General features: G+C 63.2%; 9 protein-coding genes. 7 read left to right on the top strand and 2 right to left on the bottom strand.

Annotation, left to right across the window (positions count from 1 at the left end; all coding sequences use genetic code 11):
- Nucleotides 1–161 precede the first annotated feature (161 nt).
- The 4 genes from argB to rph all read left to right on the top strand — a co-directional run bounded on the left by argB (nucleotide 162) and on the right by rph (nucleotide 4242).
- The gene (argB, locus tag PLANPX_RS06060; protein WP_152097869.1) at nucleotides 162–1058 is read left to right on the top strand and encodes an acetylglutamate kinase; all 897 of its coding nucleotides are present in this window, start codon (nucleotides 162–164) and stop codon (nucleotides 1056–1058) included.
- A gap of 126 nt (nucleotides 1059–1184) precedes the next feature.
- A complete protein-coding gene (locus PLANPX_RS06055) occupies nucleotides 1185–2393 on the top strand; it encodes an aspartate aminotransferase family protein (RefSeq protein ID WP_152097868.1) in 1209 nt (402 codons plus the stop codon).
- 65 nt (nucleotides 2394–2458) lie between these two features.
- The gene (gene argF / locus PLANPX_RS06050; RefSeq protein ID WP_152097867.1) at nucleotides 2459–3376 is read left to right on the top strand and encodes an ornithine carbamoyltransferase; all 918 of its coding nucleotides are present in this window, start codon (nucleotides 2459–2461) and stop codon (nucleotides 3374–3376) included.
- Nucleotides 3377–3534: 158 nt separating this feature from the next.
- Nucleotides 3535–4242, top strand: a complete 708-nt coding sequence (gene rph / locus PLANPX_RS06045; RefSeq protein ID WP_152097866.1) for a ribonuclease PH — start codon at nucleotides 3535–3537, stop codon at nucleotides 4240–4242.
- A 15-nt stretch (nucleotides 4243–4257) separates the two neighbouring features.
- Here the strand turns inward: rph and PLANPX_RS27645 are convergent, their stop codons facing one another.
- Complete coding sequence (locus PLANPX_RS27645) at nucleotides 4258–8409, bottom strand: VWA domain-containing protein (protein ID WP_152097865.1); 4152 nt, start codon at nucleotides 8407–8409, stop codon at nucleotides 4258–4260.
- A gap of 465 nt (nucleotides 8410–8874) precedes the next feature.
- Between PLANPX_RS27645 and PLANPX_RS06035 the strand changes: the two genes are divergently transcribed.
- The 3 genes from PLANPX_RS06035 to PLANPX_RS06025 all read left to right on the top strand — a co-directional run bounded on the left by PLANPX_RS06035 (nucleotide 8875) and on the right by PLANPX_RS06025 (nucleotide 12162).
- The gene (locus PLANPX_RS06035; protein ID WP_152097864.1) at nucleotides 8875–9759 is read left to right on the top strand and encodes a TerC family protein; all 885 of its coding nucleotides are present in this window, start codon (nucleotides 8875–8877) and stop codon (nucleotides 9757–9759) included.
- Between the two features lie 256 nt (nucleotides 9760–10015).
- Nucleotides 10016–11152, top strand: coding sequence for a S1C family serine protease (locus PLANPX_RS06030; RefSeq protein ID WP_152097863.1), 1137 nt, complete (start codon nucleotides 10016–10018; stop codon nucleotides 11150–11152).
- A gap of 503 nt (nucleotides 11153–11655) precedes the next feature.
- Nucleotides 11656–12162: a hypothetical protein gene (locus PLANPX_RS06025; RefSeq protein WP_152097862.1), complete on the top strand. Its 507-nt coding sequence runs from the start codon at nucleotides 11656–11658 to the stop codon at nucleotides 12160–12162.
- 191 nt (nucleotides 12163–12353) lie between these two features.
- On the opposite strand, the gene tsaD is transcribed toward PLANPX_RS06025, so the two are convergent.
- Nucleotides 12354–13406 carry a tRNA (adenosine(37)-N6)-threonylcarbamoyltransferase complex transferase subunit TsaD gene (gene tsaD, locus PLANPX_RS06020; protein ID WP_152097861.1) on the bottom strand — a complete coding sequence of 351 codons (1053 nt, stop codon included), beginning with the start codon at nucleotides 13404–13406 and terminating at the stop codon, nucleotides 12354–12356.
- Nucleotides 13407–13423: the final 17 nt, after the last annotated feature.

Raw genomic sequence — 13423 nt, 5'->3', positions numbered from 1 at the left:
TTGGTCTTCCCCTTGGCGTCCTTGGCGTCCTTGGCGGTTCAAATTTGAGGCTGGCGGAGATCGGCAGCCCGCGGGCCAAATTCTCTTTCGCCGGGCAGATTTTGCCCTTAGAATACGCGATTCCCTCCCTATTTTCCGCCCGCACTGGGAATGAGCGAGAAGTGCAAGAAGCGATTGAGAAAGCCGACGTTCTGATCGAAGCGATGGCCTGGATCCGCCAGTTCCGCGACAAGATCACTGTGATCAAGCTCGGCGGCAGCGTGATGGAAGATCCCGATGCGCTCGGGCACCTGCTGGTCGACATCGTCTTCATGGAAACCGTCGGCATGCGGCCAATCGTCGTCCACGGCGGCGGGGCGGCGATCACGCGGGCGATGGCCGAGGCGAACCTGGAGTCGCGGTTCATTCAGGGGCGGCGGTACACCGACAAGGCGACGCTCGGCATCGTCGAGCGGGTGCTGGCCGGTGAGATCAACGAATCGATCGCCGAGCGGATCGAGACGTTCGGCGGCCGGGCCATGCCGCTCAACTTCGTCGGCGAGACGAACAACAACGTCCTGTTCGGCGAGCGGCTGACGCTGCCGAATAAGGAGGGGGGCGAGCCGATCGACCTCGGGTACGTCGGGCATGTGACGCGGGTCGATCGCGAGATTCTCGACAATCTCTGCTACGCCGGGCAGGTGCCGGTGATTCCTTCGATGTGCGAAACAGAAACTGGCGAGCGGCTGAATGTGAACGCCGACACCGCGGCGACCGCGGTCGCCCAGGCGGTGGGAGCGGAGAAGCTGATCTTCCTGAGCGACGTCAACGGCGTGCGGCGGGACAAGAACGACCCCGATTCGCTGATCCACTCGCTGACCGCCGCGGAGGCCCGCCGCCTGATGGCGGACGGCAGCATCGAAGCGGGGATGATCCCGAAGGTCGAGGGCTGCCTCGACACCCTCAGCAAGGGGGTGCGGAAGATCCACATCATCGACGGCCGGCTGCGGCACTCGCTGCTGCTGGAAATCTACACCAATCAGGGCGTGGGAACGGAATTGGTCGCCGAACCTGCGTAGGGGGCGGGGCGTCTGATTCGCGTTGACGATTCCCTGTATTCCAATTTCAGAAGGATTTCACGCAAAGGCGCAAAGCAGATTGCCTGCGTTTTCCTTTGCGCCTTTGCGTGAGAAAATTAAACCGCCATGAGCACCGCCACCGCCGCTACGAAGATGTCGCCCGAGACGGCGTCGCTGTTTGATCAGTATGTCATTCCGAACTACAAGCGGTTTCCGCTGTCGCTGGTCCGCGGCGAGGGGTCGTGGGTTTGGGACGATCAGGGGCGGAAGTATCTCGATTTTTTCCCGGGCTGGGGCTGCAATCTCATTGGCCACTGTCCGCCCAAAGTCGTGCAGGCGGTGCAGGAGCAGGTGGCCGAGCTCATCCATGTACCGAACACCTGGCACATGGAAGCCCAGGGGCAGTGGGCCAAGCTACTCAGCGAGCGGAGCTTCGGCGGGCAGGCGTTTTTCTGTAACTCCGGCACCGAAGCGAACGAGGCGGCGATCAAGCTGGCTCGGCTCCACACGCCGAAGGAACGCTACAAGATCATCACCTTCGAGGGGGGCTTTCACGGCCGGACCTACGCGGCCGTGAGCGCGACCGCTCAGCCGAGGTATCACGAGGGGATCGAGCCGCTAGTGCCCGGATTCGTTTACGCTCCGTTCGGCGATCTTGAGGCGGTGCGGGCGAAGGTCGACGGCGAAACAGCGGCGATTATGGTCGAGCCGATTCAGGGCGAGGGGGGCATCCGCATTCCGCCGGCCGGGTTCCTCGAAGGGCTCCGCAAGATCGCCGACGAGAACGGCCTGCTGCTGATTTTCGACGAAGTGCAGGCTGGCTGCGGGCGAACGGGGAAGTGGTTCGCCTATCAGAATTTTGGCGTGACGCCCGACATCATGACGCTGGCGAAGAGCCTGTGCGGCGGCGTCGCCGGCGGGGCGATGCTGGCCAAGAAGGAAGTCGCCGCAAGCCTGCGGCCGGGAATGCACGCGGCGACGTTCGGCGGCAATCCGCTCGCCGCGCGGGCGGGGATCGCGACGATCGAGACGATCGACCAGGAGAACCTACTGGCGGCCGCGGGGAAGCTTGGCGGCGTGTTCCGCGAGTTGCTGGAACCGCTCGTCGCCGAGTTGCCGTACGTCCGCGAGTTCCGGCAATTGGGGCTGATGATCGGCGTCGAGCTGACGGTCGACGCCACGCCGCTGGTACAGGCGTGCATGGACCGCGGGCTGCTGATTAACGTCACCCAGGGGAACGTCATCCGGCTGCTGCCGGCGCTCACTTCGAGCGAGGCGGAAGTTCGTGAAGGATGTGCGATCCTCGTCGAGGCGATTCGAAATTTTAAGCCGTAGTTCAATCCAATCGCGCCGCGCCGAAGAGGCGCGGCGATTTCGTTTTTACGTGAAAAGAGCGTGCCATGAGACATCTACTAAACGTCTCGGACCTGACCACTGACGAGATCCTGCGGATCTTCGCGCTGAGCGCCGACCTCAAGGCAAAGTTTCGCGCCGGCGTGCGGGAACCGCTGCTGCCGGGGCGCATGATGGCGCTGGTGTTCGAGAAGCAGTCGCTGCGGACGCGCGTCAGCTTTCAGTCGGCGATGACGCACCTTGGCGGCGGCAGCATGCTGCTGGGCGACGACGCGGGCTTCGGCAAGCGCGAGAGCATCGCCGATTTCACGCGGGTGCTGAGCGAGATGGTCGACGTCATCGTCCTGCGGACGAAGGCGCACCAAACCGTCGTCGAAGCGGCGAAGTATTCGAGCTGCTCGGTGATCAACGGGCTGACTGACCAATCACATCCGTGCCAGGCGCTGGCGGATCTGTTCACGATTCGCGAGTCGGCCGGGACACTTGAAGGGCAGAAGCTGGCATGGGTCGGCGATGCGAACAACGTCGCCCGCAGCCTCGCGATGGCGTGCGGCTTGCTCGGCGTGGAGTTCGCCGTGGCGTCGCCCAAGGGTTACGATTTCGACGATGCATTCGTCGCGAAGCTCCACGCAAAGGCGCCGGGGGTGAAGTTCCTGGTGACCCGCGACCCCGTCGAAGCGGTCCACGGCGCCGCGGCCGTTTACACCGACGTCTGGGCGAGCATGGGCCAGGAGGCCGAAGAGGCCCAACGCCGTCGCGACTTTGCCGACTACCAAGTAAACGGCAAGCTGATGGCCGCCGCCGGGCCGACCGCACGCTTTATGCACTGCCTGCCGGCGAAGCGCGGCGAGGAAGTCACCGACGAGGTAATGGACAGTCCGTACAGCATCATTGTCGAGCAGGCCGCCAATCGGATGCACGTGCAAAAGGGCGTGCTGGCGTGGCTGCTGGGAGCTCAGAGCTGAGCGTCAAGCGTTCTCCAAGAATCGCGAATCCAGCGTGCTTCGGACTGGTCGCTTAAGCGATCAGTCCAGCGCTTCGCGAGACTTACCAACCGCCTGCGTCCTACTCGCGGCTTGCGATTCACTCAACTACAAACTCTCACAAGATCGCCAACGACCACATGACGACCACCGCCCGCCCTGCTGATTCGCTTCGCACCTGGTCGATCGACCCCGCCCCCTTCGGCGCCGCTCCGGGCCGCGTCCTTGTGAAGGCTGGCCGGACGATCGTTCTCTGCACGGCCAGCATCGAGGAGAGCGTGCCGCCCTGGATGAAGGGCCAAGGTAAAGGATGGGTCACCGCCGAGTACAACATGCTCCCCGGCAGCACGTCGCCGCGGAAGGGGCGTGACCGCGGGCCGAAGATCGACGGCCGCACGACGGAGATTCAACGGCTGATCGGCCGCAGCCTGCGGGCGATCGTCAACCTCGAAGCGCTCGGCGAGCGGAGCGTCACCGTCGATTGCGACGTGCTGGAGGCCGACGGCGGCACGCGCACCGCGTCGATCACCGGCGCCTACGTGGCGCTTGTGCAGGCCCTGCGTTCATCCCCCGGATTCGCCAACGGCGAGCCTTTGCCGCTGAGCGATAGCGTCGCCGCGGTTAGCGTTGGCATCGTGGGCGGCGTACCGACGCTCGACCTCGACTATTCGCAAGACTTTGCGGCCGAGGTCGACATGAACGTCGTCATGACCGGCGGCGGACGCTACGTCGAGGTGCAGGGCACGGGCGAAGAAGCGACGTTCGACGCCGAGCAACTCGCCGCGATGCTTAGTCTCGCATCGCGGGGAATTGCTCAGCTGTCGATATTGCAGAAATCGTTGCTGTAGTCGACCCGCTTCGGACTAGAAGTCGAAGAAGTCGAGTTGGTTGTCGGCGTTGTCGGCTGGAGCATCCGTCGCATCAGCGGTGTCAGTGCCTGCGTCCGCCGTATCAGTGCCAGTGTCAGTGTCAGTTTGAGCAGCTGCACCGGCGAACGTGAACGTCGTCACGTTGCCAATGCCAGTGAAGGAGGGCGCCGACGTGATCCGCACATAGCGCCGATCAGCCGATACGACGGCCGATGCGATCATTTGCGAACCTTCCGGCAGCGTGATGATGACCGGCTGGTAACCGACGGCCCCGCCACGGGCGAAAGCCAACTGGCGACGGAGGTCGAAGTAATCTTCGACGCTGCCGCCCCGGCCCGGGAGGATCGACGGATCGGAAATCGAGCCGAGTTGCTGCGCCATGACCGCTTGCGAGATCGTATCCTGGCGATCGACGGAAGCAATCAGTTGTTGATTGGCAATCGGGTCGTTGCGGCGACCCTGTTCCAGATCGAAAACCACCAAGGCGTCCTCGCCGTTGTTGACCGCGATGTGCTGGCGTTGATGCTGCTCGTCCTTCGTGCGGTAGTTCTTGTAGACGTCGACGGTCACGCGGTCGGCGACCACATCGCCCCAGACCTTGCGGACGCGAACCTTATATTCGCCAGCGAAGCCTTGCGGACAGACGTAGGTTTCGCTGAACGACCCTGATTTATCTTCCTTCTCGAAGTTGGCGTAGTCGTCGCCGAGGATGACGCCGCCGCCGGCGCTGCGCGGCGAACGGAGCGAACAGGTGGCGCCGCTCGGCTCTTCGACGATCAGGTCGACGTCGGCGTCGCCAGACCACGAAACCTTGACGACGCAATCGCGAACCAACGCTTCGTCGAGTTCGCGGCGAAAGCGGTCGGCCTCGGTCTGATTGCCGGCCGCCTGCAATTCTTCGAGGGTCGCCTGAGCGATGCGCATCGCTTGGTTGCGAATCTCTTGCTGCTCGGCGGGCCAAGCTTGCTTGAGAATCCCGACCGACGCCCAACGAATGCCGTCGACGTCGTTCGCACGCTGGGCCGCGCGGAGGCCGAGAGCGTAGGCGTCGGACTTCAACGGATCGAGTTTGGCGACTTGCCGGTAAATGTCGACCGCACGATTGTTCAAACCGATGTGTGACAGATACCGCGCGATCAGCATCAGCTCTTCAGGGCTCGTGCTGAAGTCGCAGGCCGACATGACGGCCCGTTCGATCTCGCTCTTCGGGGCGCCGTTCAATTCGAGGGCGATGCCGAGCGATTCATACATCCAGGCTTGAGGCTGGCCGTTGGCCAGGGCTGCCTGAATGAGGGCGATTGCGTGGTCGTAGTGGCCTTGCTTGATGAGCTGCTTGGCAGCGTGGCGGACGACATTCTGATCTTGTTGTTTCTCGGCGAAGTACTTGGTCCAGAACGCTTCCGGAGCCATCGAGAGGTCGATCTCGATGCCACCAACCTTCGGTTCCGCTTTCGGCTGCGCGGGGGCAGGAGTCTGAACGGAAGCGGGCGCCGTGGGCTTCGGAGCTGGCTTGGCGTTGACTTCGTCGGGAACGGCGAAGAAACCGCCGCCACCGCCGCCGCCCATGCCGCCGCCCATACCGCCGCCGCCGCCGCCCATACCGCCGCCGCCCATACCGCCCATACCGCCGCCGCCCATGCCGCCGCCACCCATACCGCCGCCGCCCATCATGCCGCCCATGCCGCCCATGCCGCCGAGCTGTTGGATCGGCATGACGAGGTCAGCAACCGGGTAGACGCGGACTTGAAGACGCTTCTCAGCCTCTTCCTGAGTGGTGATCAGTAGGACTTCGTTGTCGACGATGTAGGTCAGGTCTTCGCCGGCATTCTTCAGAATCAGCTCGAGCGCCGACTTCAGCGTCACGTTGGCGATTTCGATCGAAACTTCCGTTTCGGGGCTCGCCGCGACGGCGTCGAGAGCCGCGTTGTCGAAGATAATCGGGATGTCGTAGTCTTCGCCCAACACCTGCAGAATCTGGTTGAGCGGCGCTTCCACTTCCGAAATCGGAGCACGCAACGGCTGACGCAGAGCACTGTAAATGCGGCGTTCTGCTTCGCCTTCGCTCTTCAAGTCAACCGAGTAACGGTCCTTGCGGCGTTTGCTCAACTCTTCCCAGATCGGGGCATCGGGATAAACGATCGGGGGATTGTCGGGGAAGGGAATGTGGGAAAGCTCCGTTTGGAACATCGTGTCCCATGCCGCCGCGTGCCGTGCGGAGCGGGTCACTTGCTGCAGATAGACGTGACGCTGCTGACGGGCCCACAAGACGGCGACGCGCGGCGTGACGCCGTTCGGATCGACCTCATTGACGATCGCCGCGACTTCTTCCGCTTCGACGTAGCGACGTTCGTCCATCAAGGCGTTGAAACGATCCATCAACTGCTTCTCGCGTTCGATGTTGCGAGTAAGCTGGGCGTCGAGGTACTTCTGCTCGCGAACCGCGGCGAGTTCTTCGTCGCGGAGACGATCGAGTTCATCCTTCACCGACGCCTTACGGGTCGCTTCCTTGAGAGCGATCGACAGCTTGTCTTCGAGCGACGCGCGAGTGGGGGCGTCGAGTTCCGCAGCGCGGCGGACGTTCTCGAGGGCGAGCTTCAGTTCCTGAATCGCAATTTGCGGTTCAGCCGACATCCGCTCGCGAGCTTCGATCACGGTGTTCGAAACTTCCGTCTGCAGCATTTGCGAGTAGGCGCGGCGTTCTTGCTCGACTTCGTCGAGGAACGTGCCGTCCGGACCACGTTTCTCCAGTAGGCCCGGTTCGGCCGGCGGAATCGGTTCCGAGGCGACGGCCTTGTTCAGGATAATGTCGCCGCCAGCAGCCGGTGCGGCAGCAGCAGCCGGAGCCGAGGTCGCGGGAGCGGCGGCGGCCGGAGCAGCCACTGCCGGAGCAGCTTGCACCGGGGCGCCCGACTCGATCGCGGTTTGCACCGTGCGGGCTTGGACGTTACCCGGATCTTGGCGGAGAACCGCTTCCACAATCTGCAGGGCGCCTTCGCGATCGCCGGTGGCGACCGCCTTCTGGGCGAGCATCGTCAGTTGGTCCGACTGGGCACCCATCAGGCGGGCGATTTCCGTGAGACCAGCCGTACCGAGCGTCGGCAGCGTCAGGCCGCCGTCTTGCTTGGCCGCATCGACCAACGACGCGAGAAACGCATTGTCATTGCTCGGCTGGCTTGGGGCGACTGCCCAAGTGAAATCGACGGCCTTGCCGTCGCCGTCGACAGCAGCCACGGCGACCGACACTGGCTTGCTGATTTCGGCCGGCGTTTGGCCGACGATCACCGTGTCGCGGTCGGCGCGAAGCGGCGGGAACGCGGTCGGGTACGACTGGCCGAGTTCGCTCGGCAACTGGGCCTTCGTCGGCCAGGCAACTGCAGCGCGCGACCACGAGGCGAGGTGCTTCGCGGCGGCCTGAGCGTTGCGGACGTTTTCTTCGCGGGCGCGGGCATCGCTCACGCCGGCCTTTTCATCTTGCCAAACGATCGGCTCGGCGACGTACAAATTGCCGCCCGATTGGTTCGCCAGAACGGCCAGCAACTGGGCGTCGACCTGCGGGCCAACGGCGTAGCTGGAGACCGGCACGCGAGCCGCACGGAGCTTGTCGACCAACGGCCCCATCGTCGGGGCGTCGAGGAGGTTGGCCATGCTGACGCCGTCGCCGATGTACACGACGGCCCGATGAGCTGACTTGGCTGCTTCAAGCTTTTCGAGCGCGACGTCGAGGCCGGCTTCGATGTCAGAGGAGCCGAGGGGGGCTTGCTCGCCGAGCGTTGCCACGGCCTTGGCCACGGCAGCGGAATCGCCGGCCACAAAATCGCTCGTCACGTCGCGGGCGCTGAGGTCGATGGCGACGATCTGCAGGCGATCGGTCGGGCGCAACCCGGCAGCGAAGGTCTTCAGCGCTTCGAGAGCCGTTTCGCGGTAGGCGCCTTGTTGGCTGGCCGAGGTATCAAACAGGACGACGACGTCGACGCCGTCAACTTCCTTGTTGGCCATCTCGGGCGCGAGGCTCACGGCATAGGAGGTTTTGTCTCCTTGCCGAAACGCCGTGAGGCGTCCCGAATCTTCAGCGTGGGCCAATGCAGTCGACGTCATCGCGACGGCGAGGCCCAACATGGCGGTCCAGTTCGATCGACGAGTACGCATGGGAAACGCTCCCTCAAAAAAAATACTTCTGCCCAAGGGCCCGCCGTGTTCCGATGCGGCGACCGCTCTGGAGCAGCTTCTGCTGATTTTTGCCGTCTCGCTGGCTGGCTTCAACAAAGTTGGCGAACCCGCCGCGAGACGGACGGCGAACCCAACAAGGCGCGCACTAGGGCGCTCCCCCCGAGGAACTCTAAACTCCCCGGCACTATCAGTTTAAGCTGGTTGGACTGGGGTCGCCACAAGAAATTAGGCAGAATAGGTCGCCTTGAGCGGTAGGTTTGGGCCCTAGACCACTTTTCGTCGCTCAAAACGATGGAAAAACCGCCATAACTGGGCCAAGCGGATTCTTCCGCCGGCGATAAGCGGTTTGGCGCGTTGGACTTCCCCAATGGACACGCGGCGGGATAATGCTCGATTCGCTCCCCCGCGTCCGCCTGGGAGCAGACACCCCGCCGCTGGACATTCATGATACTTGCCGACATCCAAGTTTACGGCCAATCGATTGGCTGGGGCGACCTCGCCATCGTTGGACTCTTAGTGCTGTTGGAAGGGGCGCTGTCGATCGACAACGCCCTCGTGCTGGGCCTCCTTGCAAAGCGGCTACCGAAGGAGCAGCAGCAAAAAGCGCTCACTTATGGATTGGTGGGGGCGTTCGCGTTCCGTTTTATTGCGGTGTTCATGGCGACGCTGCTGCTGAAGTGGCGGATCGTCAAACTGATCGGCGGCGGGTACCTCGTCTACATCGCCGTGAAGCACATGTTCTTCGAATCGGGTGAGGACGATGGCGAGGTCCACGTTTCCGCGAGCGGCGAGCCGACGCTGCTCCACGAGGTTACCGGGCAACCGCTGACTGAGGCGCAAGAAGTCGAGGAAATCGATCAACGGGCGCCGCTGCCGGTGCCCGAGACAGCCAAATCTCGGAAAACGGCGAAGTTCTGGCCGACGGTGCTCGTGATCGAGTTGACCGACATCGCGTTCGCCGTCGACTCGATTTTGGCGGCGATTGGCGTGTTGCCGCCCAAGCCGAAGGGGATGGCGGCCGACGCTGTTCACCCGAAGCTGTGGGTGGTGATCGTCGGCGGCTTGCTCGGCGTCATCTTGATGCGGTTCGCGGCCGTGGTGTTCATCAAGCTGCTGGAGCGGTTCCCCCGCTTTGCGACGGCCGCCTACGTGCTGGTGCTGGTGATTGGCGCCAAGTTGCTGATCGACTGGGGCTTTAATTCCGCCGAGCACCCGCACCAAGTCGATTTCCACTCGCCGAGTGCGCCCGAATTTTGGCTCTTCTGGGGGGCGATGGCGGCGGCCTTTGGGATTGGGTTCTTGCCGAAAAAGGGCGGCGCAAAGCACTAAGTTTAGGGCTTTGCGTAGCGATTTTCCGAGTAAACCTCGGCCCCGCCGGCGGCTGCACCGAGTTTCGTAAGGTCGGACCAGTTGCGCATGGAGTGGGCCGGCGTCATCGGCAGCCGCGTTTTCCCGCGGGAATAACCGCTGTAATTGAACACCTGCGCATTCCCCGGCGTATGGGAGAGGTGTTGTGGGGCCCGTTTTGTCGGGCCATTCTCAAGGAGCTACGCGCCCCAGGAGCGGGGGCAGAGGGATACTCGTCATGAATCGCACTGGGTGGACGACGTTGGGGGCGCTGCTGGTCGGCTTGGTCGCGGGCGTCTGGATGGCTGATGGGAATTCTGGTTGGAGTGCGGTCGCGCACTCCTCCGCGACGGCTGCGGCCGTCTCGCCTGAAACGCCGCTCAACATCTCCGCTGATGAGCAACGCAACATCAGCGTCTACGAAACGGCGAATCGCAGCGTGGTGAACATTGATACGAAGACCGTATCGGTCGACCCCATGTTCATGATGCAGCGCGAGGCCGAGGGCGCCGGATCGGGGGCGGTGCTCGATCGCGAGGGGCACATCATTACCAACTACCATGTGATCGACGGCGCCCAGCGAATCAGCGTCACATTGGCCTCGAACGACGTCTATCCCGCGGAACTCGTCGGCGGCGACAAAGAACACGACATCGCTGTCCTGAAAATCAACGCCCCCGCGGAAGTGTTGTACCCGATCAATCTCGGCGGATCGGACCAGCTTCGCGTTGGGCAGCGTGTCTATGCCGTCGGCAACCCGTTTGGCTGGGACGGCACGATGACCACCGGCATCATCTCGAGCCTGAATCGCAATCTGCCGAGCCGCGTCGACGGCCGGCAAATGAAGTCGCTCATTCAAACCGACGCCGCGATGAACCCCGGCAATTCGGGCGGTCCGCTGCTCGACGGCAACGCCCGAATGATTGGCATGTGCGTCGCGATTGCCAGCCGCACGGGGCAAAACACGGGAATTGGCTTCGCGATCCCGATTGACCGCATCAAGGCGATCGTGCCCGAGTTGATCGCAAACGGCCGGATCGTCCGTGCCGACATCGGCATCATCGACGTCATGGAAACGAAAGACGGCCTCGTCGTTCGCCAAGTGGCGAAGGGAGGCCCCGCGGAAGAAGCCGGACTCCAAGGAGGCAAAGTCGTTGTCCAACAATTCAAGCGGGGAAATCTCGTGGTCGCTCAGCGGCCGATGCTCGACCACTCCCAGGCCGATCGCATCGTCGCGTTCGACGGCGAGGAACTTCGCACGGGCGTGCAGTTCCAAGATAAGCTCTGGTCGCATCGCCCCGGCGATATCGTGAAGCTAACGGTCGTTCGCAACGGAAATCGTGTCGAAATTCCCATCACCTTGCGAGCAGACTGAGCGATTTCGGAAAAAAATCAGCTCAAGAATTCGGAGAGATGGAGAATTTGGGGAAACCGCAGATCATGAAATACTGATCTTGACGCAGCGGCACAATCTCTCGCCCTCAAAGGACTTCTGGCCAAGAGTTGCGGCTCACCGCGTGGCTTAAGCAAATCGCAGGCCGATTAATCTCGTAGTTCCCGCGAGTCGTGCGAGTACTTGCCACGAGGTTGGAGCCGGTTAAAGTCGGGTGATCAACTTTGACGTTTGAGTCGCGTCGCGTGACTCAATCAGCCGCCTTTGACTCCCCTATCAGGAACTAGACCCACCACAGACAGACGCCCTCGCTGCGACGCCCATGGCGTTGCGATGTATCGCGAGTTTTCCCGGCGTCTTGTCACACTGATGCGAATCTCTCACGGCCACGGCCCGCGCATTGATGGCGTTGCAGGCGGCCTTGGTTGACTCGGAAACGAGCCGTCGGTTCGTCGCGAGATCGCAGCACCACAAGGAGTGTTTGAATGGTTCATTACCTCGCTGTCGCCATGCTGGCCGCTTCGTCTGCCGTCACCCCCGCTACGACGGAATGGCAGTCGGATTACGGCAAGGCCCTGGCGACGACGCGGAGTGAAAACCGCCCGCTGCTGATCGTTCTGGACGCCCCGGAAACGGCCGTCGCGGCGGACCTGCTCGCTACGGAAGGCCCGAACGCTGAATTGCTGAAGTCGTACGAGTTGTGCCACGTCGACGTCACGACCGAATACGGCAAGAAAGTGGCCGCCGCCTTCGGCGCGACCCAGTTCCCGCACACCTCGATCATTGACAAGAATGGCGCCACGGTGCTGTTCAAGCAGCCGGGCGCGATCTCGGCCGATGAGATGAAGACTGCCCTGACGAAGTTCGAAAAGGGCGAGCAACCGGTTGCTCACACCGTCGGGTACCGTGGCAACACGGTCCTCGGTTCGCAATCGGGCGCCTCGTACCCGGCCGGCTGCACCGCCTGCCAACGCAAGGCGATGGGCCTGTAAGCTTGGCGAAATTCGGTTCGCGGCGCATGTGATTCACGTGACCGCGACTAGAATCAGCTAGATCGACAACATTGAGAAAAGCGGCTCAAGCTTCGGCTTGGGCCGCTTTTTTTGTGCGCTGGCGTGTGTTTAGCCCCGGGCTCCGCCCGGGGGTGGCGTCACGTAGGGGCGACGCCTGCCGGCATGGAAAGTCACCCCCGGGCGGAGCCCGGGGCTAGGTGCGGGCGTTCGAGGCCAGCGGAGATTTCCAACTCCAACGTCTCGAATTTGCCGGCGTTAAACTTTTCGAGCGCGATGGCCCCCATCACCGCGTTGTCGGTGCAAAGCGACAGCGGGGGGATGTGGAGTTCGATCTTCCGCGCGGCCGCCAGTTGTTCCATCCGTTCACGGAAAGGACGATTGGCCGCGACGCCGCCGCCGATGCAGAGCCGCTTAAAACCGGTCTTGTCGAGGGCCAGCATCGCCTTGCCCGCGAGGCAATCGATGACTGCCGCCTGGAAACTCGCCGCCATATCGGCGACCAGTTGCGGGTCGAGCGTTTCCGCGTCCATCGTCGGCCGGCCGGCGCCGAAGAGTTGATACCGCACCGCCGTTTTGAGGCCGCTGAAGCTGAACTCCAGCCGCGAGTCGTCGTCGAGCAGCGGCCGCGGCAAACGGAACTTCCGCGGGTCGCCCTTCTCCGCGGCGCGTTGCAGCGCCGGACCGCCCGGGAAGCCGAGGCCGAGCATGCTGGCCACTTTGTCGAACGCCTCGCCCGCCGCGTCGTCGATCGTCCCGCCGAGCGGGGTGAAATCGAGCGGCGTTTCGCAGCGGTAAATGTTCGAGTGCCCGCCACTCACGATCAGCCCGATGCACGGGAACACGTCGTGTCCAGCCGCGAGGCGGCAGGCGTAGATGTGGGCCTGCAGGTGGTCGATGCCAATCAGCGGCAAGTCGAGCGCCAAGGCCAGCGTCTTGGCCGCCATCAGGCCCACGAGCAGCGAGCCGGCCAGACCGGGGCGATTCGCGACGGCGATCGCGTCGAGATCGGCCAGCGTGACGCCCGCCTTGGCGAGCGTCGAGTCGATCACCGGCAGGATGCGTTCGACGTGGGCCCGCGAAGCGATTTCAGGCACCACGCCGCCAAACCGCTCGTGAAACTTCTCCTGCGACGCGACGACGGCGCCGAGGACTTCCAAGCGGTCGTTGATCACCGCGGCCGCGGTTTCATCGCACGTCGATTCAATCGTCAGAACAAGAGTCATAGCTGCCAGCGACGGGG

Origin of the sequence: Lacipirellula parvula (genome assembly GCF_009177095.1) — a bacterium.
GTDB lineage: Bacteria > Planctomycetota > Planctomycetia > Pirellulales > Lacipirellulaceae > Lacipirellula > Lacipirellula parvula.
Note: the sequence above shows the minus strand (reverse complement) of the source record. Positions and strands in the feature narration are given on the sequence as shown.

Excerpts from the sequence above, each read along its gene's own strand:
- PLANPX_RS06055 (WP_152097868.1), top strand. The coding sequence starts at position 1,185 with ATGAGCACCGCCACCGCCGCTACGAAGATGTCGCCCGAGACGGCGTCG.
- argF (WP_152097867.1), top strand. The coding sequence starts at position 2,459 with ATGAGACATCTACTAAACGTCTCGGACCTGACCACTGACGAGATCCTG.
- rph (WP_152097866.1), top strand. The coding sequence starts at position 3,535 with ATGACGACCACCGCCCGCCCTGCTGATTCGCTTCGCACCTGGTCGATC.
- PLANPX_RS27645 (WP_152097865.1), bottom strand. The coding sequence starts at position 8,409 with ATGCGTACTCGTCGATCGAACTGGACCGCCATGTTGGGCCTCGCCGTC.
- PLANPX_RS06035 (WP_152097864.1), top strand. The coding sequence starts at position 8,875 with ATGATACTTGCCGACATCCAAGTTTACGGCCAATCGATTGGCTGGGGC.
- PLANPX_RS06030 (WP_152097863.1), top strand. The coding sequence starts at position 10,016 with ATGAATCGCACTGGGTGGACGACGTTGGGGGCGCTGCTGGTCGGCTTG.
- PLANPX_RS06025 (WP_152097862.1), top strand. The coding sequence starts at position 11,656 with ATGGTTCATTACCTCGCTGTCGCCATGCTGGCCGCTTCGTCTGCCGTC.
- tsaD (WP_152097861.1), bottom strand. The coding sequence starts at position 13,406 with ATGACTCTTGTTCTGACGATTGAATCGACGTGCGATGAAACCGCGGCC.